Genomic DNA, 22,851 nt, shown 5'->3' on the forward strand with positions numbered 1-22,851 from the left:
GTACCACCCTTTGCCACCTTTTTTCCTCTCCTTTCTTTCCACCCTTTGCCACCTTTTTTCCGCTCTTTTCTTTCCACCCTTTGCCACCTTTTTTCCTCTCCTTTCTTTCACTTCCTTCCCTGATCACACCTTGTCGGACAGTAACTTTCTCTCCCCCACAAACCGCTCCCTTCAACTATATTTTTATATGTTTGGATGAAATTCTAAGTTGCATGAATCCGGTCCTTATTTTCCTTTTTGCCCTCATCTGCATTCTGCTCCTGACCGCAAAATTCAGGATTCATCCTTTCCTGAGCCTGGTTTCGGTATCCATCTTCACGGGAGTTCTGGCAGGTGAACCCCTCAGGACAGTGGAAACGGTAAGTTTGGGTATGGGTAGGGTATTTTCCCACTTTGCAATTATCATTACCTGTGGGAGCATCATTGGAATCGTACTCCAGAGGACCGGGGGTACCACCGTGATTGCCGACGATATCATTCGTTTTTCCAGAAAACCTCTTTTGGCTCTGAATTTCCTCGGTTTTCTCTTTTCCGTGCCCGTGATGTGCTGCATCCTGGCCTACGTTATCTTTGTTCCGATCGCAAGAGAGTTGGCAGCCAGGATCAACACCCCCTCGATTTCTAGTGCAACCGCCCTGGCGCTGGGTACGCTTGCCTCTTTCAATCTTGTCTACCCCTCCCCCGTGATAATCTCGGCAGCAGAAGAGCTTGGGGTAAATATTAACCTCCTGATCCTGTTGGGATTTTTGATTTCAGTTCCCACGTCCATTGCAGGGTACCTCTATGCCAGGAAATTCAGTGCTGGTGAAGGGGCAGGGACTTTAGGACCTTTAAGGAAAGGCGAACAGGAGCTTTCAGGATTCAAGGAGTCGGTAATCAAGGAAGGGAAATTGGAAAAGACAAATGGAAAGTTTAGAAGGTTTGAAGCTTATGCTCCTGTTTTTTTCCCCCTCCTCCTTATTCTCTTCCGTGCAATTTTTCAACCCCCTCCTCCGCTCCTCCTGTTCCTCGGCGATCCGAACATAGCCCTTCTGATCGGGGTACTCCTTTCCTTTCTTTCCGGGAGGAGGCTGGGACTTGAAGTGCTCAGAACTCTTATAGAAAAAGCCGTGAGAAGGGGTGGGGTTGTCCTCCTTGATCTATGCGGGGGTGGGGCTCTTGGGGCAACTCTTGCCATGACAGGTGCCGGGGAGGCCCTGGGACAGATGTTCATGCAGCTGAACCTTCCCCATATCATGGTGCCCTTCCTGGTTGCTGCTGCCCTCCAGACCGTTCAGGGCTCAAGGGTCGTGACAATGCTCGTTGCTCCTTCTCTCATGATGCCTCTACTGCCCGAACTCGGGCTTCCTGTGGAAATTCTCATCCTGTCCATGGCATCGGGCACTTTCCTGTTCTCACACGTCAATGATCCCTTTTTCTGGATTTTCGGGGAACTGGCTGAAATTGAGCCTCAGCAGGTATTCAGGGCATATACCATGGGAGGAGCCCTTATGGGTGTTGTTAGTTTCCTTCTTGTCTGCGGAGTCTATTTGATCGGTTACTGAAAAAAATGCATTATCAGTTCATCGGTTAGTTTTCTTATTCCCTTTTTTTCTTATCTCTTGTTTTCTTATTCCCTTTTTTTCTTATCTCTTGTTTTCTTATTCCCTTTTTTATCCATTTTTCTTACCTCTTGTTTTCTGATCTCAACTTTTGCAGGGCTTCGATATTTTAAAGGCAATGGTTTTCTCTGCAACGTTTTTCCTTTTTCACATAAGATTCTGAAAATTTGGGGTAATACCAAAAAATTCCAAAGAAATAAATATCTGTTTTTTTATTATACTATTTCATGACGGTGATTACAGGTCTCGAGCTTTCTCCCCGGAAAGTAGATTACCTGAAATTCATTTTAAAAAAAGGAAGGACAGTGAAGACTACTGAAATTTCTTCCAGCTTTAAAGTGGATCCTTCCACGACAAGTAAGACCCTTAACGAGCTTGCAGCTTCAGGTTACCTGAACCATGTTCCTTACAAAGGGGTCGACTTAACGAAGCAGGGGGAGATGTATGCGGAGTTCCTGATCAGGAGACATAGGATCATGAGCCTTCTCTTGAGCCACTACGGTTTTTCCTCGGAAGAGGCCTGTGAGGAAGTCTCAAGGTTCGAGGCCTACGTTTCAAAGGACGCGGTGGACAAGATCTGCAGTGCAATGGGGCACCCGATGTTCGGAGTTTGTGGAGAAATCACGCACAAAAAGTGTTTCCATGATGAGCACTGGCATGAATGACCGTCGATTAACCCTTAAATCGATTGACCCTTAAATCGATTGACCCTTAAACCGATTGACCCTTAAACCGGTTGACCCGTGATTGTAATTTGGGTAAATGCCAAATATTGATGAAAATGCTTTAAAAATTTGGGCTTAGACCAAATTTGGAATGTACCAAACCTGATGTATTCCGGATTTATACTGAAAAACGAGGATGAGAGAGTGGGATTAGAGCATGAAAATTAAAATTTTGCCTATTTTAGTTTTACTGGCGGTAGGCCTTTCCCTTTTTGCCAGCGGCTGCACGGACACGGCTCCTGAAAATAACTCCGCGGGACCTGGAGCTGAAACCGGAGAGGGCGAAGAGCCAATTGTGGTGGCCGTGAGCATCCTACCCCAGGCAGAGTTTGTGGAAAAGGTCGGTGGAGATAAGGTAAGGGTTGTTGTCATGATTCCTCCCGGGGCAAGCCCTGCAACCCATGAACCCACTCCGGGACAGCTCAGGGACGTCAGTGAAGCCAGGGTGTATGCTGCTGTCGGGTCCGGGCTTCCTTTTGAAGAAGTCTGGATGGACAAGATAGAGGCCGTAAACAGTGATATGTTGATCGTGGACTGTTCGGAAGGGATGAAACTAAGGGAAATTGCAGCCCATAACCACGATGAGGATGCCGAAGGTACTGATCATGAAGCCGATCATGAAGCAGAAGCTCATACAGGCCTGGACCCACACATCTGGACTTCCCCTGTAAATGCAAAGGTCATGGTTGAAAATATCTACGGGGGACTTGTGGAAATAGATCCCGAAAACGAAGCTTACTACGCCGAAAACAGGGATGCCTATCTTGAAGAACTGGACGCTCTGGACGCGAGGATCAGGGCAAGACTGGAGGGGCAGGAAGAACGGAGTTTCATGGTCTTCCACCCGTCCTGGGGCTATTTTGCCGCAGAGTACGGGCTTATAATGGTCCCCGTTGAAATCGAAGGGAAAGAGCCGAGTGTTCAGGACCTGGCACGCCTGATCTCCGAAGCAAAGGAAAAGGACGTAAAAGTCATCTTTGTCCAGGCCCAGTTCAGCACCCGCAGTGCGGATGCAATTGCCGAGGAAATCGGGGGCGAAGTCGTTGTAGTGGACCCCCTGGCAAAGGACTACGTCTCAAACATGGATGAAGTATCCGATATCTTTGCCAGGAACCTTGTGTAAAGTTCCAGTATAAAGCTAAAAAAAGGATGATTGAAGGCGGACGGGAAGTTTATGGAGAAAGTGATTGAGCTTAAGGATGTCTGGGTTCGCTACGGAAACCAGGTGATTCTGGAGGCCGTGAACCTGGAACTTGAAAAGCCGGAGGGCCTGCTAGGGATTATCGGTCCTAACGGCGGGGGAAAAACAACCCTTTTAAAAGTGCTCCTCGGGCTTTTGAAGCCGTATAAGGGAAGCGTAAAACTCTTCGGTAAGGCGTCGGAAAAAAGCAGGGACCTGGTTGGCTATGTTCCTCAGTACAAGCGTTTTGACTTTGACTTCCCGATCAGTGTCTGGGAAGTCGTTTTGACCGGCAGGATGAGCCACACAGGTTTCCTGAAAAAATACAGTGATGAAGATAAGAAGGCTGCTGAGGATGCCCTGGAGACCGTGGAGATGTACCAGTATAGGGACCGTCAAATCGGGCAGCTCTCGGGAGGGCAGAGGCAGAGGGTCTTTATTGCCCGGGCTCTTGCCACAAACCCCAAACTCCTGCTTCTGGACGAGCCCAACTCCGGCCTTGACCCTCACATGCAGGACGAACTCTACCGCCTGCTAGACCGGCTCAAAAATGACATGGCAATCATCATGGTTACGCACGACCTGAGTGCAGTGTCCGTCTACGTGGATAAGATAGCTTGCCTGAACCGCAAACTGCACTACCACAACTCCAAGGAAATCCCTGTAGAGGACCTTGAGGCCACCTACCAGTGCCCTGTCGAACTTATTGCCCATGGAGTGCCTCACAGGGTGCTTGAAAGACACAACGGGGGGTCCTGATGATGACGGAGGGTTCTGAAAAAGTGAATTTAAAGCGCGATCTAAAAGAGCGATCTGAAAAAGGAGAAAGGAAAAATGTTTGAGCTTCTGCAGTACGGCTTTGTCCAGAATGCTCTAGCTGCCGCCGTCCTGGCCAGCATCGCCTGCGGGATAATCGGCGTCTACGTTGTTGTCAAGAAGATTGTCTTCATCAGCGGCGGGATTGCCCACGCCTCTTTTGGTGGGATCGGGCTTGGCTATTACCTTGACATCAATCCCATGTTCGGGGTTCTGCCTTTCAGCATTCTTTCAGCCCTTGTAATGGGTACGGTGAGCAAGAAATCTAAAATCCCAGAAGACAGTGCTATTGGCATCCTCTGGTCTCTGGGTATGGCCATCGGCATAATTTTCGTTTACCTAACTCCCGGTTATGCCCCCGACCTCATGACTTACCTCTTCGGAAACATTCTAACTGTCCCCCGCCTTGATATTTACCTGATGCTCGCTCTTGACCTGGTAATTGTAGGTGCAGTCTATCTCTTCTATAAGGAGTTTCTGTCTCTCTGTTTCGATGAGGAGTTCACCACCGTCCAGGGAGTCCCGACCCAGAAGCTTTACCTCCTGCTCCTCTGTATCATCGCTCTGACCATCGTTGTGCTGATCAAGGTCGTCGGGATCATCCTGGTAATTGCGCTCCTCACTATCCCGGCCACTCTCAGCCGTAAATTCACCCATGACCTGAAGCGGATGATGCTGATATCCACCGTTTTTGGGATCGTTATCAGCATTGCGGGAATTGGGCTTTCCTATGCAATCGACGCTCCTTCGGGGGCAACAATCATTCTGGTGCTTAGCCTTGTGTACGGGCTGGTGGTTTTTGGGATGGAGGTTTTTGAAGGGAGGGGTGCCTTAAATTGAATGTCTTTTCACTATGTATATTTCTATCTAATTATAATATTTTAGGTATATAACCAAAATATTATATAGAGTGAAATGCAAGACTTCTTTATACGTATCCAGTTTACTTTACATAACTTCCGTAAACAAAACCCCAGTATTAAAGCTTCAAAGGAAAAACAGTACTTTTAGGCACAATAAGGAAAAACGGAAAATCTCGTATTCAGGTTGGGAAGTAACCTGGCTTGTAAAAGGACAAAATCGAAAAATATAAATACACATCCCCTACTGAGTCGCCAGCTAAAAACGGGTAGAATGCCTGGACTCTTTGTAGCAAAAAAATTATCAGTGCCACCTATTAAAACGAAAAAAAAGAAAAACAACCCCAGGGTGATAAAATGGACCGTGATACAACCCAGGATCAAAACATAGAAGAAAACGAACATTTCGAAGGTGAACGTCTGGACCTTCCGAATATCTGCCTTCCTGAAACAGACAACGTGTTACATTCGATTTTAAACTCCTTAAATCAGAACATTGCAGATTTTTATACATTTATGAAATTCAATAATTATCTGTCCGAGGGCCACCTCAACGTTGAACTGCTAAAAAGGAGTATGAGCATTCACAGGGATTTTGCAGCCCTGTTTCTGCACACCAAAGAAGACCTGGTATTAATTTACCCGGATTTTATAGAAAAAACGGAAAAGCTGCTTTTCAAAGGGGGAGCAAGTTCCGATTGCATAAAACATACACAAAAGATGTGCAGAGCAATAAACGATTACAAAATAGCTTTACACAGGGATGGGTTTTTGCCAGATCTTAGAAGGAATTTGCCATTAGCTGATATCTAATCAGCTTTTTTCATTTCTTTTTCATTTCTTTTTCACTTCTTTTTCACTTCTTTTTCACTTCTTTTTCACTTAAGTTACCAGATTAAATTTACCGAAATTTGCCAGCAGCCCGAAAGGTTAAAATATAAAATGAGTGAATAGGCAGCTTAGCTAAAAAGTTTTTAACCCCCTCATTTCCACTCGAAAACAAGTTCAGAGAAGCTCACTATTGAAATATAACTCAATTATTATTTTTCACCGGCGGGCCACAAAAACAGCGTACATCTCGTACCAGTAAGGACAGAAAATCCGCTCGAACCCTGCCTCTTCCATCCTCTCCCTGAACCTCTTAGGAGTATCGATTTTTTCCTGAATGTCGTCAAACGTCTGCAGCATCTCTTCAGCTTCTTGAACAGTGAGCTCCTGCTCAACCATGTACCTTTTCCAGTGAGCCCTGTAAATCTCCTCTTCCCATTCCCTGCCGGGCCTGAAGATGTCCCCTTCAATAAAGCTTCCTTCCGGCTTGAGAGCCTCATAAATCCACCTGAAAACCCGGGTCTTTGCAGCCGGGGGAAGGAAGCAAAGGCACTGTGTAGAAACCACGACATCGAACTTTCCTTTTCCCTCCAGATCTTCTTTCCACCCGGGCTTTTCCTTCCACTTTTCACACTCTTCCAGAATATCTCCTTCAATAAAGGTGACATTCTCCTGCAGTCCTGACTTCTCCTTTGCCACATCCAGCATTTCCGGGCTCCTGTCGATGCAGGTGATTCTTGCATCGGGCCTTTCTTTCCTTATCAGGCTCGTAAGAAAGCCGGTCCCGCTCCCAAGTTCGAGGATCTCGATCTGTCGTCTCTTTCTTTCCGTTTCTTCAGGAATTGACTCAGGGATAAATTCGATTACTGTGGAGAAAAAGGCCTGCCAGTTGGGGAGGCATTGTTTCTGGAGGGTGTCGTAACGAGAAGGGAGGTTGTTGAAGACTGAGCTGGTTGAGGTCATGGAACCATCTCTCTAAAAGACGTTTTGTTGATTACCTGAAAACATGAGTTAAATAATATCGGGTTGTATGTCAGATTGCAGGCAAATCTTATAAGATGTCCGTATATATCCGATCAAAACAACTTCATTTTTATTTTTATATATATGGTTATACCCAAACATTCTTCTTAATGGTAAGGAAATAAAATGCAACCAGACACCTCAGATATTTCTGATTCGTCAGAAGACCCGTTAGAATTATTGCAACAAGCCATCAATCTTCACAATCAGGGAAACCCTGAAGAAGCTCTCGATTTTCTTGTCCGGGCCGAGCACTCCGCCTTCACATCCAGAAAACCCGAGGCTCTTGTCGTTATTTATAGCGTGGTAGGGGATGTCTTTTCAAGTCTTGAAGACTTCGAAAGGTCCCTGAGATATTTTGAAAAATCCCTCCAGGTCATAAAGCTGTTTGAAGCGGATGATGCTGATGTTACCGAAGATGGCGGTGCAGACCTCGTTCTGACCGAATGGTCGGCGTCAAATGAAAACAAGATCGGGAAACTCCTTTTTCGGCTCGGGCAAACGGAAAATGCAGAAAAGAGGCTCAACCGGGCAATTAAGCTGTACAAAAAGCTGCTAGCGGCAGATCCGGAAAATGTGCAACACCTTTCTTCTCTGGCAAAGGTCAAAGACAACATGGGTACTTTGCTTTCCAGCAGGGGCCAGATTGATGAAGCTTGTGTTGTTCATACGGAGGCGGCTGATATCCGCAGGAGTTTGCGTAAATGAGAGTCGGAATAATCTATGATACACAAATTAAACAACGTTAAAAAATCATAATTAATGAAAGCTTTCCGCTCATTTTCCCTTCCTTTTGCACTTACTTCAGGGAAAATCATCCCGTGAATCGCAGGTTTCCGGCCTGAGCATGAAGCCGGTAAATTCTGAATTTCAGGGTCATGAAGCTGATTTTATGTGGAAACTCCCACTGTATTAATAATTTGCGGCACTTCTCGAATTTTGTAAAAAATCTCAGTACACCCTTAGTCTTATATTCAGTAAAAAGCATTTGGCATACAAGGCATCTGTGAAAAACGGTGTCTTAAAAACGGTTCTTTAAAAACGGTTTACTTTAAAAACGGTATCTTATACACAGATGCCTACTCCTTCAACACAAAAATCTTTTCTCAAATTCACTTGTGTCTACGATGTTTATATCTCTACTTCTGGTTTTTTTGTTGAATGGTCGTCTTAAATGAAAACAAGATCAGCTTTGTTTTCCATATAGTTGTTTTAATCCCGAATCTCGGATTTTGGTTTATTACAATATTTCTCTTTGCAGGTTGCATTGGTATTTTTATTTCAGTTCTTTTTTGCTATGTTTGACCTGCTCCAGCCGCGCCGCAGGCGCGGGACAAGACAGTCCGGAATGCACCATTCACGCACTCCCGGTTATCAGCAAAAAACCGAAAGTTCACAAACGGGTCACGATCAAAAAAGCAGCATCAGACGTCAAAAACACCCCTGAATATCAAAAATTCAGGAAAAAGAAGTTTGAAGCTAAAAAGATCCAGAAACCAAAACCCTGAAAAAAGAAAAGAAAAAAGAAAAGAAAAAAGGAACTTCAGTTTTCACTGAAGCCCGTAGTAGTCGATGTTCCAGTCCGCGATGGCCTGGATCTTTTTAATCTCTTCGTCGCCGCCTTCCATGGTGAAGAGGTGTTTGAAGCGCTTCTGGGCGCGGAGGTACTCCTCGACGGGTTTCGGGTTCTTGACCTTTCTGACCTGGGTGAGTTCTCCATTTTCCATTTCGTACATGGGCCAGAGGCAGGTCTCGACTGCGAGTTTTGCCATCTCGATAGTCTTGGAGCCGTCAAAGCCCCAACCAGTCGGGCAGGGAGCGTGGGCGTGGACGTAGGTCGCGCCCTCTATTTCAGTGGCCTTCTTCACTTTGCGGATCATGTCCCTGGGGTAGCCGATTGAGGTGGTGGTTACGTAAGGGGAGCCGTGGGCTACCATGATGGCGGGCATGTTTTTCTTCGGGCGCGGGTTTCCGAAAGAGACTTTGCCTGCCGGGGTTGTGGTCGTGGAGGCATCGAAGGGGGTTCCGGAGCTTCTCTGGATCCCGGTGTTCATGTAAGCCTCGTTGTCCACGCAGACGTAGAGCATGTCGTGGCCACGCTCAAAGGCACCTGAAAGGGATCTGATCCCGATGTCCATGGTTGAACCGTCTCCACCGACTCCGATGACCCTGGTATCTCCTTTTTTGCCAAGGGCCTTGAGGGCGGCTTCGATTCCTGAGGCCACTGCCGGTCCGTTCTCAAAGAGGGAATGGATCCAGGGAACCTGCCAGGCAGACTCCGGGAAGGGTGTGGTCATGACTTCAAGGCAGCCTGTGGGGTTCACCACGATACAGTTGGACCCTGCGCCCATGAGCATGAACTTTGCTGCAAGGGCGTCACAGCAGCCTGCACAGCCCCTGTGCCCCGGGGCAAGGTAGGTTTTGGGTGCGGGTTTGCTCATAGCAATTCCTCCTTGAGGTCCAGGAACTGGCTTTCAACCTTGATCCCGGAACTTGCAACCTTCTTGGCTTCTTCGATTATCTTTGCGATGCTTTCCTTGGGGATATCCCGGCCTCCGTGCCCGATGGTGTAGCCGATGATCGGGATGTCGCACCTGCTGTTGTACATGCAGGACTTGGTCTCGGTAAAGAGCGCACCCTCGTTTGTCCCGAGAGAGATGTTCTTGTCGAGCACTGCAACAGTTGCCGCATCCTTGATAGCTTTCCTGATCTGCTCCTTCGGGAATGGTCTGAAGGACCTGACTTTCAGGACGCCGATCTTTTCGCCTCTTGCCCTGTACTCGTCCACAACGTCCTTGATAGTGCCAAGAATCGAGCCCATGGCCATGATAATGACCTCTGCATCGTCGGTCAGGTACTCGTCGATAAGCCCGCCGTGGAACCTGCCGTAAATTTCTCCGAATTCCTTTGCCGCGGCCTCGATCTTTGGGAGAGCTGCCTGCATTGCCTTTTCCTGCAGGAACCTGAACTCCTCATAGGTGTCCGGGGCTGCAAAGGCACCGAAACTCATCGGATTTGCAGGGTCGAGCACGTGTTCGGGGTCATATGCTGGCAGGAACTCGTCGGTCAGGTCCTGTTCCAGAAGCACCAGGGGTTCGTAGACGTGGGAAAGGATGAACCCGTCCATACAGGCCATGCCCGGCAGGAGGACGTCCTTGTCTTCAGCGACCTTGAAAATCTGGGGAAGCATGTCCGCAGATTCCTGAAGGTCTTCGGCATAGAGCTGGAGCCAACCGGTGTCTCTCTGGGAGATTGCGTCCTGGTGGTCGTTCCAGATATTGATCGGGGCGCTCACTGCCCTGTTTGCCACGGTCATGATGATCGGAAGCCTCATCCCGGCAGCGTTGAAGAGCACCTCGTGCATGAGCAAAAGCCCCTGGGAAGTGGTCGCGGAATAGCTCCTTGCTCCGACTGCGGAAGAACCCACCAGGGCGGAGATTGCCGAGAACTCGGACTCCACGTTGATGTACTCGCAGTTCGGGATTTCCCCGTCCGCAATGAACTGGGAGAGGTCTTCCACAATATGGGTCTGGGGAGTGATCGGGTATGCGGAAATCACATTCGGCCGGCAGATCTTTGCGGCGTGGGCGACTGCATAAGAACCTTCCACAACAACCATCCTGTCTTTGTCTGCAACATTAACAGCCATTATTTCTCCTCCAGGACCATTTCGATTGCATTTGCAGGGCACTCGTTGGCGCAGATCCCGCAGCCTTTACAGTAGTCATAGTTGTATTCGAAAAAGCCGTCGCCCTTCGGGCTAATGGACATGTCCGGGCAGACAATTTCGCAAATACCGCACTTGGTGCATTTGTCATAGATATAGACCGGCCGGTAGTTTCTCCAGCCTCCTGTCTTGTTTACCAGTGTTGAACCTGGCTCACAGACTCCACCCTGAACGATCTTCATGCAGATCTCTCCCGGGTCAGCTCGTAAGCTTTCTGGATGGCTTCGGCATTCTTTTCTCCAACCTTGCCGGCAAAGCGTTCTTTCACGGCGGCTTTGATGGAGTCAACATTGACTTCCCCCGTGGCCCCGGCAAAGGCTCCCAGGAGGACCGTGTTCACAATGGGTCTGCCCATGATGTCGAGGGCGACTTTCGTTGCGTCCGCGGCCATTACCTTTGCCTTTGTTTCAAGCTTGAGGTTTTCCGGTTTTTCTTTCGTATTGATGATGATAATCCCGTCATCCTTGATCCCGCTTGCAACATCTACTGTTTCAAGCAGGGTGGCATCCTGGACAATCACGTAGTCGGGTGTATAGATCTGGCTTCTGAGCCTTATGGGTGTGTCGCTGATCCTGGTGAATGCCTGAACGGGGGCGCCTCTGCGCTCCACCCCGAAAGCAGGGAAGGCCTGGCTGAATTTCCCGTCCGCAAAGGCTGCAATGGACAGGAGTTCAGCTGCAGTGACGGAACCCTGACCGCCTCGGCCGTGTATTCTGATTTCCTTCATCTGAGCTCTCCTCTCAAACACAAATTTGTTTTTCCTGGTGATTTTTTAGCCGTTTTTCAGTAGTTTAGGTTTTAGTTGATTTTCGGTAGTTGCTTCAGTAGTTTAAGTTTTAGTTGATTTTTGGTAGTTGTTGTACAGCCAGTCTGTCTGTACCTACCGTTGATTCAATTATCTTGATTGGTCATATCCGGCAGATCCGGTTTCGAATCTCCCGTAATCTCCGGACACCGCGGCTTCTGTATGACATTGATATGAAGTTAATGTTTTGGGACGGCTTTGTTAACCTGAAAATATTGCAATTGTTTGAATTGTTTGATTATTCTTGATGTGCCTAAAATTGCTTTTAACATATTTTCAATTATATATTCACGCCGTTTGGTGTCCCGATGTTCATGGATAATAGTGTAGTTTATTATTAGTTTTTCGGTGAGTTTAAGAGAGTTGTTTTAAATATTTACTATTTGAAATTATTTTTTAGATGAATTTAATTTACTTTTATTCAGGGTTAACCTGCTCTATGAGCCTGTTTTTCCCTACTTCTTTCGTAGACAATCCATATATTCTTAATAGGTCTAAAAATTTTAATACTCTTCCCGGCAGGAACTTTTCATCAGCTCAATTATGGACTTTGCATCTTTCAAACCGTTAATTTTTTCCCGGATATGCCGCGAGCCGTGCAGCCCCTTTGTAAACCACTGGGCCTGCATCCGCAGATTGATGGAGGAAAGGATCCCATACTCCTCCAGAAGGTTGATATAGGCTTCAAAATCCTCGAACTGCCGGGTCCGCGGGTCAGGCTCAAGCTTTTCTCCGGTCTCCAGGTAGTGCCTGATCCGCCAGAAGATAAAAGGGTTTCCCATTGCCGCACGTCCGACCATAAGCCCGTCGCAGCCGGTAAACTCCAGGGCATGTTCTGCAGATTCCTCATCCCTGATGTCCCCGTTTGCGATCACGGGAATAGAAACTTCATTTTTGATCGCCCGGATCTGTCCAAGGTCCGAGCTTCCGGAATACATCTGCTCAGCCGTCCTCCCGTGAACGGTCAGGGCCAGAGCCCCCGCGTCTTCTATCAGTCGGGCAATTTCAAGGCTTTCTTCTTCTCTTCCCAGGATGCGGACTTTTGCGCTAACCGGGGTTTCCAGAGAGTCTACAAGCCCGGATATTACTTCGTGCACGATTTCAGGGGACTTAAGAAGTGCCGAGCCGCACCCTGCCCGGGTGATGCACTTTGCAGGGCAGCCCATGTTCACGTCAATCACCACAGGCCTGAGCTCTTCCTCCACTAAAAGCGCAGCCCTCTTCAGGGACTCGGGGGAATTCCCTACAAGTTGAACCCCAAAAGGCCAATCCTCCTGATCTGTCAGCCCCTTCATGAGCGCTTTCCGGTTTTCATTGATCAGGGCATCTGCATTGATCATTTCCGTGTACGTGAGATCAGCCCCGTACTGCCTGCAGAGCAGCCTGAAAGCCAGGTTCGTCACGTCAGCCATAGGCGCAAGAAGAAGGTTTCCCGGAAGTTCGGTACTGCCGATTGTCAGTTTTTTGAGCTTCATTTTTCTTAGGATTGTTTTGTTTTTGAGGCCACCATTTTTCAGAGTGGTTCGGTGGTGTTTTTGTTTTATGCTATGCTCAATGATGTATCCGTGATATATTAAAAATTCAAAAAGACTTTGGATTAAGTTCTGAAAAGAAAGTGCTTCCTTAAAAGGGTATGGGTTTGCAAAAGAAGGCCCTGAAAACGCCGGGTTGGAGGTGAAGTAAAAACAGGGAGTGAAGTAAAAACAGGGAGTGAAGTAAAAACAGGGAGTGAAGTAAAAACAGGAAGTGAAGTAAAAACAGGAAGTGAAGTAAAAACAGGAAGTGAAGTAAAAACAGGAAGTGAAGTAAAAACAGGAAGTGAAGTAAAAACAGGAAGTGAAGTAAAAACAGGAAGTGAAGTAAAAACAGGAAGTGAAGTAGGTATCAAGGCCACTAAAAGTTGATTAACAGGTAGCTAGAAGTTCATTTAATGGAGCCTTTAAAGATCTATGAAAGGGACAGCCTTACTGCCCCTGCATTTGAGGTTCATGAGAAGAGAAGTCTGACATGCCCCAGGTAAGGAATCCTGTACTTTGCGGTTCCTATTATCCATTCCTCCTTTACGGGCACATGATAGCTGATCTGCCCTTCCTGGTCAAAGTGTTTGTTCGTAACAGGGTTGTCCCCTTTGGTGATGTACCCTGAATAAGGGGCAATTGGACCGTTTTCCCACATTGGATCCCCGGCTTCGACGTGGTACATGGCCCTGTGGATTATTGGAGTTACTCCTTCCTGGCCGTAGGGCCGGTAGAGTATAACGTCCCCGTAGTTTCCAAAGGACTCATAGTCGGAACTTTCCCCATCTTCGTTGGTGACCAGTTCGACCCTGTCGATATTCTTGATGAAGATGATGTCCCCTACCTGCATATGAGGCTCCATGCTTCCTGACTCCACAGCTACCATGGGAGTCCAGAGCCCGAATGCCAGTTTGGAAAGAATCATGAAAGCGATCAGGACAGCCACAACTGAGAGCATGTCCTTTCCTAGGGAAACCCAGAAGTTTTCTTCTCCCTGAATCCTGTTTTCCTTGTTAGCTTCGCTCATAATCAGTCTTTTTCCCTTGATATCGCTTCAATTTTTAATGCCGTTTTATTTCTGATGTTGTTTTATATTTTATTCGGTTCATCAGTTTCTTTCGGCTTCCTATTTAATTTTTCCCATTATTATATTTCAATTAATATTTTTATTGGCAACCCCTGTCAATATAATACAATTTATATCTTTGTCTTAATTTTCCCCACCCTACTCTTCTTAACGTAACTACAATTTGTTTTTATCATATATTAACTTTCAATTTATTCATTCAGTCATGATATTTATATAGTTATCATCTTCGACTGATGGACGGATGATCCTACAGAGAACTAGCTTTGTTCATTTTAATGGTTTCCAGGCAGTCCACCTGTAAGTTTTGGTATGTAACTCTTAATATGTATGTACCTTTTAATATTATGCTGAAGGAGGCTAAAGTCTTCTTTGATGATCACAAATTTCATCAAACTCTTCAGCATAATATTCCATGAATTTTGTATCACATTAATTTTTATATTTTAAGCAGGTCTTTGCCTTGAGGCTTTGATCCGGTTAAAGTTTGATGATTTAATGCTTCAGTTCAGCTTCAACCAACTTCAAACAACTTCAAATCAGCTTCAAACAACTTCAAATCAGCTTCAAATCAGCTTCAAACAACTTCAAATCAGCTTCAAATCAGCTTCAAATTACTTTTTAATCGTGTTCGGAATCATTTCCAGAATCGGGTCGGAACCATGAATGAAATCAATATCATAAGGGCGGTTGCAGAGGAAGGGTATCAGATAAGCCCGGAAGCCGCGGAACTCATCAAAGCAAGTGATGTTTCCGGGCTCCTTCTCGAATACGTCCTTTCGACCATTGATGAATCTGTTTTTGTCATTGAAGCTGAGCACATTGACCTGGCAGGCTTTGCAGCCTCGAGAGTTGAAGGGGTTGCAGGAGCTACAGATGTTGCAGGCTCTATGGGCGCTTCTTCAGAATCTGCTATTTCGGAAGAGGACAGGAATGTCCCTGGTTCCGACTTTGGCCGGGATTCGGTTTCTGATGAAATTGAGAGGCTTTCCGTTTCAGGGGATCCTTTCCTTCCTGATGCTGTTTCGGGCCCTGTTTCGGATGCTGTTTCGGACCATGTTTCAGATCAGGTTCCCGATTCTGCCGCTGGTTCCAAATTCGTTTCCGGTTCAGTTCCGGGGGCTCTCCCTGACCCTGTCCCTGCTTCAGGTGCTGGCTCAGATCCGGTTTTATCGGCACCTTCTGGCCCTGCAGGCAGGGCAAATTCAGCTTCAGGATCTGGGAATTCGCTTCTTTTTTCGGCTCCATCCCCGGCTTCGAGGGACAGGCCCTTTTCTGCCGTTTCATCAGGGAGGGCTTCAGCTTCTTCTTCTTCTTCTCCTACCTCAGTTGTACGTTCTATCGGCGGCCCGAACCCCGTGACTGTGCTCTCCGATATCACCGGACATTCCACCTGTGTGGGAGAGTATATGCAGTTTGTGCAGTACTTCAGGGACAGGTACAGCAGGCTCTCCGAGATCATCAGGGGCAGGATCAATGCGCGGCCCATAGAGAGCCTGAAAGGCCGGAGTTTCAGGCGGGGGAGAGGGGAGAAAGGCTCTGAGGAGATCTCAATAATCGGGATGGTCTCAGATACCAGTACCACAACCAACGGGCACAGGATCCTTTCCCTGGAAGACCCTACCGGCTCTTTTCCCGTGCTCATCCGGAACAGTGAAAAGGAGCTCTTTGAACTTTCCTCCCGCCTTCTCCTTGACGAGGTCATCGGGGTCACAGGCTCGGTCACCAATGACGGAGGCCTTATGATGGCCAGCAAGATCATCCAGCCTGATGTCCCTAACAGTGCACTTCGGAGGACCGGGGCGAAAGGAAAGGTTGTCCTGATCTCGGACGTACATGTGGGAAGTGCCCAGTTCATGGAAGATTCCTGGCTAAATTTCCTGGACTTCCTGAAAGGGGACTCAGATTCTGAAGCCCTCAAGAAAATGGCGGGGGAAGTCCGCTACCTGGTTGTTGCAGGAGACCTGGTGGACGGGATCGGGATCTACCCTGACCAGGAAAAGGAACTCACTATCCTGGATGTCTATGAGCAGTACAGGAAAGCCGCCGAGTACTTCTGGGAAATCCCGAAACACATCCAGATCATCATCAGCCCTGGCAACCATGACGCTGTTCGCCAGGCAGAGCCCCAGCCCGCCCTTCCGGAACGAATCCGGGAACATTTTCCTCCAAACATTACTTTTGTAGGCAACCCTTCCCTTGTGGATCTGGACGGGGTCAGCATCCTGATCTACCACGGCCGCTCGATCGATGACCTTGTGGCAAGCGTCCCCGGAGTGTCTTACCAGGAACCTGCAGGGGCCGTCCTTGAGATGATAAAGCGCAGGCACCTTGCACCCATGTACGGCAGCAGGGTCTCCATAGCCCCCGAAAAGAAGGACTATTTCATAATTGACCCTGTCCCGGACATAATCCACACCGGCCACGTGCACACCCTGGGGGTACAGCGCTACAAAAACGTCCTCCTGGTCAACTCCGGGACCTGGCAGGCCCAGACTGAGTTCCAGAAGCGTGTCAACCTCATGCCTATGCCGGCTCAGGTGCCTGTTGTGGACCTTGCGGACTTCGGGGTCACGATTCTGAAGTTTGATGAATAACTCTTTCACTCTTTCACTCTTTCTCCAAAATTATTTTCCGAACCTTATATATACGACAACGGATTAATATGGCGGAAATGTCAATGGAAAACCAGAATCAAGACCAATCATCGGGCAAACCACCCCTTCCCTTCGACATCCCGGATTTTGAGACCCTCCTGAAAAAACAGGGCTATGCCCTTGCAGGCTCCCATTCCGCGGTAAAGACCTGTCTCTGGCTCAAAAAAGCCATGAATGACGAAGGTTTCTGTTACAAGGGAAAGTTCTACGGGGTTGCGTCCCATCGCTGCCTCCAGATGACCCCTACTCTGCTCTGCAACCAAAGCTGCCTTTTCTGCTGGCGTCCGACTGAGGTTCCGGTCCCTGCACCCGGGGAATGGGACTCTCCTGAAAAAATCGTGGAAGAGAGCATTGCCTGCCAGCGCAAGCTGATTACGGGTTTCGGAGGCTCTCCAAACGCCCTTCGGGAACGCTGGCTTGAGGGAAATGACCCGAACAACGTTGCAATCTCCCTTTCCGGAGAGCCAACGATGTACCCCTACCTTCCCGAACTCATTGAGGAATACGAGAAAAGGGGTTTTACCACTTTTCTGGTCACAAACGGGACAATTCCCGAAATGTTTGCGAAAGTAAATCCCTGCCAGCTTTACATGAGCCTTGACGCCCCGGACCTGGAGACTTACCTGAAAGTCTGCCAGCCGAAATCTCCCGCTCTCTGGGACAAAATTTCCGAGTCCCTGGCCCTCATGAAGGAGAAAAGCTCAAGGACAGTTATCAGAATAACCCTTGTAAAGGGAGTGAACATGTTCAACCCCGAGGGTTATGCCGAACTCATCAAAAAAGCCTCCCCGGATTTCGTGGAAATCAAGGCCTACATGCATCTGGGTTTTTCCAGGCTCCGTCTCGAACGCTCTGCCATGCCAGCCCATGCTGAGGTGCTGGAGTTTTCGGAGCAGGTCGCCAAACACCTGGGTTATGAAATTGCAGATGAATCCGAGATAAGTCGGGTGGTCCTGCTTTCAAAGGACGGGAAGAAGTCTCCGGTTAGAAAGAAGACATGAGAGGAAAATAAAGATATTTGATTATTCTCCTTTTCTCTTTCTGTTTTCCCTTTCCGTTTTCTCTTTCTGTTTTCTCTTTCTGTTTTTCCTTCCGTTTTTCCTTCCGTTTTTTTTCCGTTTTTTTTCCGTTTTTTTCCGTTTTCCCTTTCCGTTTTCCCTTTCCGTTTTTCTTTCCGTTTTTTTCAAGGTATGGCCGGAAAATTAGAGATAAATTTTTATAATAGGAATTGTTTCTATAATGCCTTGAATATATTATTAATGTCTGGAGAATGGAAACACATATAAACTCAAGTTTCAATAAGGTACTAACCTATCAGGGTTATTTACTTTAATCCAACGAGTATTCAATTTGAGTTTAACATGTCTCACATCTAGTGCGATTTCCGAAATGCGAACCTGAGCGGGGTTTTGCTATTTAATAAAAGGTTTTTCAGTAGCATGCCAGACGTCTGTCTAAAGATTTTCACAGGCAAAGTTGTATGCTTCTTACCCGCAGGTTTTTAGCGTTCGGAACGGTTTTTTGTGCCCGGGATCCGGGCAATAAGACAGCTTTTTGCAGTCACGGTTGCATCAAATCCTTGGTATACTTCTTATTTGCTGCCGTGTATCTGCTGCATGTTCATAGAAGTGTTAATGTTAAATAATTAAACTGACCGAGTTATCAAATTAATGATTAAACTGACCGAATTATCAAATTAATGATTAAACTGACCGAATTATCAAATTAATGATTAAATTGACTGAATAATTAGATTAATACTTAGATTAACTATCGTTCGATCACTTTCTTCATCGGGGAATTCTAAAAATGACTGAACAATCAGCACACGAAAAATACGAATTCAAAAAGAAACTTGAGGGTCTCCGGGATAAACGGGGGAGAGGCACTGAACTGATCTCCCTTTATATCCCTCATGATAAGCAGATCTCGGATGTCACAAACCAGCTCAAGGATGAACACGGGCAGGCTTCGAATATCAAGTCCAAGCTTACCAGGACAAACGTGCAGGGTGCGATCGAGTCCCTCTTATCAAGGCTCAGATACCTGGATAAGGTGCCTGAAAACGGGATCGTCTACTTTACAGGGGCTGTGGACATCGGAGCGAACAAGACCAGCATGGAAAGTGAGGTCATTTACCCTCCTGACCCCATTATCACTTACAAGTACCACTGTGACTCTGCCTTTTACCTCGAACCCCTTGAAGATATGCTCAAGGACAAGAGCACTTTCGGGCTGCTAGTCCTGGACCGCAGGGAGGCTACCGTAGGACTCCTTGTCGGGAAGAAGATTCAGGCTTTCCGCCGCCTGACTTCCACGGTTCCGGGCAAGCAGAGGAAAGGTGGGCAGAGTGCACACAGGTTCCAGCAGCTCAGGCTCATTGCTATCCATGAGTTCTATAAACGGATCGGGGACGCTGCAAGTGATATATTCATGTCGGTCGATCACAAGGACCTTAAAGGCGTCCTGATTGGTGGCCCTTCCCCCACAAAAGAAGAGTTCTACGACGGGGAGTTTTTCCACCACGAGATCCTGAAAAAGATCCTCGGGCTCTTTGACGTTGCCTACACCGACGAATCGGGCCTGTCTGAGCTTGTAAACGCAGCTGCAGACAAGCTCCAGGACCTTGAGCTAACTGCCCAGAAAAATGTGGTCCAGGATTTCTTCAAGGAACTGATTTCCGACTCCGGAAAAGTAGCCTATGGGGAAGACCAGGTCCGGGCAAACCTTGAAATCGGGGCTGTGGAAAAGCTCCTGCTCTCCGAAGACTTGCGGGCTGAAAGGGTTACCACGAAGTGCAGTGTTTGCGGGTTTGAAAATAAGTGGACCAGACACTGGAAACCTGGGGAAGCAGCACCTACCGCCGGAAACTGCCCTAAATGCGGCTCCTCTCTGGAAGTCACGGACGTAACGGATATTGTGGACGAACTTTCCGAACTCTGCGATCAGAGCGGGACAAAAGTTGTTTTTGTGTCCACGGACTTCGACGAAGGGGCTCAGCTCATGAGTGCCTTTGGCGGAATTGCCGCAATCCTGAGGTACAACACGGGAATCTGATCCCGTCTACCTCTCTCCTCTCTTTTTGACCGGGATCCGGGTCCCACACCTGTCATTACCTAATAATACTCCATAATGACCCAATAATACTCCATAATACTCCATAATGACCCAATAATACTCCATAATACTCCATAATGACCCAATAATAACCCAATAATTTTTATCAGATCATTATTCTATTAGGTCAAATTAGATCAGGATTAGATCAGATCGGATTATCCCGTCAGATACACTATTAGATTTAACAATTTTCACAGGTGATTTTCTTGTTCCTTGAACTTAAGACTCAGGCTGCATTAATCTTAAAAGACGCGATCAAGAGTGCCGGGTTTGAAATCGAGGATTCCGAACTCTATTTCGAAACCTCTCCTCATGCCGACCTTGCGAGCAGGGCCGCCTTCAAGCTGGCCAGCCTTGCCAGGAAAAACCCGAAAGAGCTTGCCTCTCTTATCGCCTCGAAGATCGAAATCCCTGACGGTTCCTATGTCGGGGAAGTAAAAGCCGTAGGCCCCTACATCAACTTCTGGGCTTCCAGGTGCTATCTGGAAGGGACTGTGAAAGCCGTCCGGGAAGAGCAGGAAAAGTTTGGCTGCGGAGCCCCGAAGGACAAAATCCTCCTTGAACACACTTCCGCAAACCCGAACGGGCCCCTCCATGTGGGGCACATCCGCAACTCCATTATAGGGGACACCCTCGCCAGGATCCTGAAGCGTGCAGGGTACGATGTAGAGGTCCAGTACTATGTCAATGACATGGGCCGCCAGATTGCTGTGGTTTCCTGGGCTTGCGAGCGCTTTGAGCTGGACCTCTCCAAAAAGTCGGACTCCGCCATTGCCGAGGTCTACATCAAAGCCAACGCCGCTCTTGAAGAGCGTCCGGAATCCGTGGAGTACATCGACTCCCTTATGGAAAAAGTGGAGGCAGGGGATGTCGAGACCATCGAGAGCTTTGATAAGGCCGTGTCTCTTTCCGTTGCAGGCATCAAGGAAACCCTGCTGCGCCTGAACGTCTCCCACGACAAATTCGTAAAGGAATCAACCTTCCTGAAATCCGGAGCCGTGCATGACATCGTGGAGCGTATCAAGGCCACCGGCAGGACTGACATCGACAAAGGAGCTCTTGTGGTAGACCTTTCAGACTACGGTTTTGAAAAGACCCTGGTCATCCAGCGCTCGAACGGTACCTCCCTTTACACGACGAGGGACCTTGCCTACCACGAGTGGAAAGCCACCCAGGCCGACCGTGTAATCGACGTCTTCGGGGCCGACCACAAACTGATCTCAGGCCAGCTCAGGGCTACCCTGAACTCTATCGGCATCCAGGAACCCGAAGTCGTGATCTTCGAGTTTGTCTCCCTCCCTGAAGGCTCCATGAGCACCCGCCGCGGGCAGTTCATCAGTGCCGACGACCTCTTTGACAAAGTAACCACAGAGGCCTTCGAGCAGGTCGAGTCCCGCCGTCCGGACACCTCCGAGGAATTCAAGCGCGAAGTCGCCGAGATGGTCGGTATGGGTGCCGTACGCTACGACATCGTCAGGGTCTCCCCCGAAAAGTCCACGGTCTTCAACTGGAAAGAAGCCATGGACTTCGAAAAGCAGGGTGCCCCTTACATCCAGTACTCCCACGCCCGTGCCTGCAGCATCCTCGAAAAAGCAAAAGAAGAGGTTGCCTGGGCTCCTAATGCCGAAATCGATTCCTCTCTCCTTGTCGAGGACAGCGAGATTGCCCTTATCAAGAAGATGGCGCTCTTTGACAGCATCATCGACAACTGCGCCCGGGAACTCAAGCCCCACACCCTCGCCATCTACGCCCGCGAACTCGCCGATGCCTTCAACCAGTTCTACCGCTTCGTTCCGGTTATTGCCGCAGAAGACGAACAGGTAAGGGCTGCCAGGCTTGCTCTCGCGGACTGCGCAAGGATCGTGATCGCAAACGCCCTGGACACGCTGGGAATCGGTGCGCCGGAATCGATGTGAAGAAAGCGGTGTCCCGTTTTCCTTTCTTTTCTTTTCTTTTCTTTTCTTTTCTTTCCCTTTTTCCTTCTTTCCTTTTTTCCCTTATTTTCTCATTATTATACCATTTTTTGCCTTATGTTCCCTTGTTTTCATCCCAAGATACCTTTTTTCGAGTAGATTTTCAGAAGCCGGGGCTCTCACCGGGTGCCGAAGGCTGCCGGCCTTTTCATGACAGTGATTTAAAAATGAGGGCAGGAAATCTGGTACTATGATATGTCGGATATCAAGGTGCTGAAGAAGAGTCCACTTACCCTCAATAAGTTTGATGATTTCCTTAACAGGCTGCACTCTGAGAAGAAGAGGATAAAATCAGTGAGAAAAGCTGGTTTGTGGAAATTGAAGAGGTCAAAAAGAAGAATTATGACATCAAGGCGGTCAATCCCAATATCAAGGAGAAAGGGATTCCGAAGCCTGAAGAGCTTATTAAGATTATTGAAGAGGCTCAGGTTAAGATTATGAAGGGTTGCAGAAGTTGAAGGAGATTTCCTGAAATCTGCAATTTTTGTTTTTTGGGCAATTCTGTTCTCTTTCTTTCTTCATTTTTGTTTTTAGACCGGGAAAGGCCGTTCGCAAGCGAATGGAGACAAAGACGGCCATATATGCCATTCCGGTTGCTTTGGATAAGATCTCCTATCAATCTTAAATTGCCTTATCTCTTTTCCTGCTATAGCTAATTATAACCAGTCATAGTAAGTTATAAGTAAAAGCCAATTATAGAACTAAATATGGCTGAAACGACGACCATCCAGGTTAAACAGAGCACGAAAGAAGTTCTGGAACGCATGAAAATCTACAAGCGAGAAACCTACAATGACGTCCTGGAAAGGCTGATAGAAGAGGTCCAGGAACTGAACGAAGAGACAAAAAAAGAAATTGAACTTGCCCGAAAAGGGGTTGAAGAAGGCAGGTACGTAACGCACGAAAAACTGAAAGAAGAGCTTGGATTCTGA

Annotated in this window: 23 protein-coding genes; 14 read left to right on the top strand and 9 right to left on the bottom strand. The window is 47.7% G+C overall.

Going from position 1 to position 22,851, the window contains the following annotated elements; genetic code table 11:
* Positions 1-212: 212 nt before the first annotated feature.
* A complete protein-coding gene (locus ACSAZK_RS10105) occupies positions 213-1,544 on the top strand; it encodes a GntP family permease (protein ID WP_440954029.1) in 1,332 nt (443 codons plus the stop codon).
* 65 nt (positions 1,545-1,609) lie between these two features.
* Here the strand turns inward: ACSAZK_RS10105 and ACSAZK_RS10110 are convergent, their stop codons facing one another.
* Positions 1,610-1,735, bottom strand: coding sequence for a hypothetical protein (locus tag ACSAZK_RS10110; RefSeq protein ID WP_440954030.1), 126 nt, complete (start codon positions 1,733-1,735; stop codon positions 1,610-1,612).
* A 93-nt stretch (positions 1,736-1,828) separates the two neighbouring features.
* Between ACSAZK_RS10110 and ACSAZK_RS10115 the strand changes: the two genes are divergently transcribed.
* The 5 genes from ACSAZK_RS10115 (at position 1,829) to ACSAZK_RS10135 (ending at position 5,995) form a co-directional block, all read left to right on the top strand.
* Complete coding sequence (locus ACSAZK_RS10115) at positions 1,829-2,266, top strand: metal-dependent transcriptional regulator (protein ID WP_440954031.1); 438 nt, start codon at positions 1,829-1,831, stop codon at positions 2,264-2,266.
* 217 nt (positions 2,267-2,483) lie between these two features.
* The gene (locus ACSAZK_RS10120) at positions 2,484-3,449 is read left to right on the top strand and encodes a metal ABC transporter solute-binding protein, Zn/Mn family (RefSeq protein ID WP_440954032.1); all 966 of its coding nucleotides are present in this window, start codon (positions 2,484-2,486) and stop codon (positions 3,447-3,449) included.
* A 51-nt stretch (positions 3,450-3,500) separates the two neighbouring features.
* A complete protein-coding gene (locus tag ACSAZK_RS10125; RefSeq protein WP_048182245.1) occupies positions 3,501-4,265 on the top strand; it encodes a metal ABC transporter ATP-binding protein in 765 nt (254 codons plus the stop codon).
* A gap of 75 nt (positions 4,266-4,340) precedes the next feature.
* The gene (locus ACSAZK_RS10130) at positions 4,341-5,162 is read left to right on the top strand and encodes a metal ABC transporter permease (protein WP_440954033.1); all 822 of its coding nucleotides are present in this window, start codon (positions 4,341-4,343) and stop codon (positions 5,160-5,162) included.
* A 377-nt stretch (positions 5,163-5,539) separates the two neighbouring features.
* Positions 5,540-5,995 (top strand): hypothetical protein, encoded by a 456-nt coding sequence (locus ACSAZK_RS10135; RefSeq protein ID WP_048184008.1) that lies wholly within the window; start codon positions 5,540-5,542, stop codon positions 5,993-5,995.
* 234 nt (positions 5,996-6,229) lie between these two features.
* On the opposite strand, the gene ACSAZK_RS10140 is transcribed toward ACSAZK_RS10135, so the two are convergent.
* The gene (locus tag ACSAZK_RS10140) at positions 6,230-6,973 is read right to left on the bottom strand and encodes a class I SAM-dependent methyltransferase (protein WP_440954034.1); all 744 of its coding nucleotides are present in this window, start codon (positions 6,971-6,973) and stop codon (positions 6,230-6,232) included.
* Between the two features lie 240 nt (positions 6,974-7,213).
* On the opposite strand from ACSAZK_RS10140, the gene ACSAZK_RS10145 reads away from it, so the two are divergent.
* Both ACSAZK_RS10145 and ACSAZK_RS10150 read left to right on the top strand, forming a co-directional pair.
* Positions 7,214-7,741, top strand: a complete 528-nt coding sequence (locus ACSAZK_RS10145; RefSeq protein ID WP_440954035.1) for a hypothetical protein — start codon at positions 7,214-7,216, stop codon at positions 7,739-7,741.
* A gap of 593 nt (positions 7,742-8,334) precedes the next feature.
* The gene (locus ACSAZK_RS10150; RefSeq protein ID WP_440954036.1) at positions 8,335-8,541 is read left to right on the top strand and encodes a hypothetical protein; all 207 of its coding nucleotides are present in this window, start codon (positions 8,335-8,337) and stop codon (positions 8,539-8,541) included.
* A gap of 42 nt (positions 8,542-8,583) precedes the next feature.
* Here the strand turns inward: ACSAZK_RS10150 and porB are convergent, their stop codons facing one another.
* The 6 genes from porB to ACSAZK_RS10180 all read right to left on the bottom strand — a co-directional run bounded on the left by porB (position 8,584) and on the right by ACSAZK_RS10180 (position 14,109).
* Positions 8,584-9,474, bottom strand: coding sequence for a pyruvate synthase subunit PorB (gene porB / locus ACSAZK_RS10155; protein ID WP_440954037.1), 891 nt, complete (start codon positions 9,472-9,474; stop codon positions 8,584-8,586).
* Positions 9,471-10,682 (bottom strand): pyruvate synthase subunit PorA, encoded by a 1,212-nt coding sequence (gene porA, locus ACSAZK_RS10160; RefSeq protein ID WP_048182224.1) that lies wholly within the window; start codon positions 10,680-10,682, stop codon positions 9,471-9,473. Before porA ends, porB begins: the two co-directional genes overlap by 4 nt.
* Positions 10,682-10,942, bottom strand: coding sequence for a pyruvate synthase subunit PorD (gene porD / locus ACSAZK_RS10165; protein ID WP_048182221.1), 261 nt, complete (start codon positions 10,940-10,942; stop codon positions 10,682-10,684). Before porD ends, porA begins: the two co-directional genes overlap by 1 nt.
* A complete protein-coding gene (locus ACSAZK_RS10170) occupies positions 10,939-11,487 on the bottom strand; it encodes a pyruvate ferredoxin oxidoreductase subunit gamma (RefSeq protein ID WP_440954038.1) in 549 nt (182 codons plus the stop codon). The genes porD and ACSAZK_RS10170 overlap by 4 nt, the downstream gene beginning before the upstream one ends.
* Positions 11,488-12,068: 581 nt before the next feature.
* Complete coding sequence (locus ACSAZK_RS10175; protein ID WP_440954039.1) at positions 12,069-13,040, bottom strand: tRNA dihydrouridine synthase; 972 nt, start codon at positions 13,038-13,040, stop codon at positions 12,069-12,071.
* Between the two features lie 511 nt (positions 13,041-13,551).
* Positions 13,552-14,109, bottom strand: coding sequence for a S26 family signal peptidase (locus ACSAZK_RS10180; protein WP_440954040.1), 558 nt, complete (start codon positions 14,107-14,109; stop codon positions 13,552-13,554).
* Positions 14,110-14,831: 722 nt separating this feature from the next.
* On the opposite strand from ACSAZK_RS10180, the gene ACSAZK_RS10185 reads away from it, so the two are divergent.
* Positions 14,832-16,766, top strand: coding sequence for a DNA-directed DNA polymerase II small subunit (locus ACSAZK_RS10185; RefSeq protein WP_440954041.1), 1,935 nt, complete (start codon positions 14,832-14,834; stop codon positions 16,764-16,766).
* A gap of 83 nt (positions 16,767-16,849) precedes the next feature.
* Complete coding sequence (gene twy1 / locus ACSAZK_RS10190; protein ID WP_440954042.1) at positions 16,850-17,827, top strand: 4-demethylwyosine synthase TYW1; 978 nt, start codon at positions 16,850-16,852, stop codon at positions 17,825-17,827.
* On the opposite strand, the gene ACSAZK_RS10195 is transcribed toward twy1, so the two are convergent.
* Positions 17,811-18,125, bottom strand: a complete 315-nt coding sequence (locus ACSAZK_RS10195) for a hypothetical protein (protein ID WP_440954043.1) — start codon at positions 18,123-18,125, stop codon at positions 17,811-17,813. The genes twy1 and ACSAZK_RS10195 overlap by 17 nt on opposite strands.
* Before the next feature lie 510 nt (positions 18,126-18,635).
* On the opposite strand from ACSAZK_RS10195, the gene prf1 reads away from it, so the two are divergent.
* From prf1 to ACSAZK_RS10215, 4 genes are all read left to right on the top strand, one after another.
* Entirely contained in the window at positions 18,636-19,883 is a 1,248-nt protein-coding gene (gene prf1, locus ACSAZK_RS10200; RefSeq protein ID WP_440954044.1) for a peptide chain release factor aRF-1, read from the top strand.
* A gap of 269 nt (positions 19,884-20,152) precedes the next feature.
* Positions 20,153-21,862, top strand: a complete 1,710-nt coding sequence (gene argS / locus ACSAZK_RS10205) for an arginine--tRNA ligase (RefSeq protein WP_440954045.1) — start codon at positions 20,153-20,155, stop codon at positions 21,860-21,862.
* 368 nt (positions 21,863-22,230) lie between these two features.
* Positions 22,231-22,377, top strand: a complete 147-nt coding sequence (locus ACSAZK_RS10210) for a hypothetical protein (protein ID WP_440954046.1) — start codon at positions 22,231-22,233, stop codon at positions 22,375-22,377.
* A gap of 249 nt (positions 22,378-22,626) precedes the next feature.
* Positions 22,627-22,851 carry a DUF7557 family protein gene (locus ACSAZK_RS10215; protein ID WP_440954047.1) on the top strand — a complete coding sequence of 75 codons (225 nt, stop codon included), beginning with the start codon at positions 22,627-22,629 and terminating at the stop codon, positions 22,849-22,851.

This window comes from Methanosarcina sediminis (genome assembly GCF_052056915.1).
Lineage (GTDB): Archaea > Halobacteriota > Methanosarcinia > Methanosarcinales > Methanosarcinaceae > MTP4.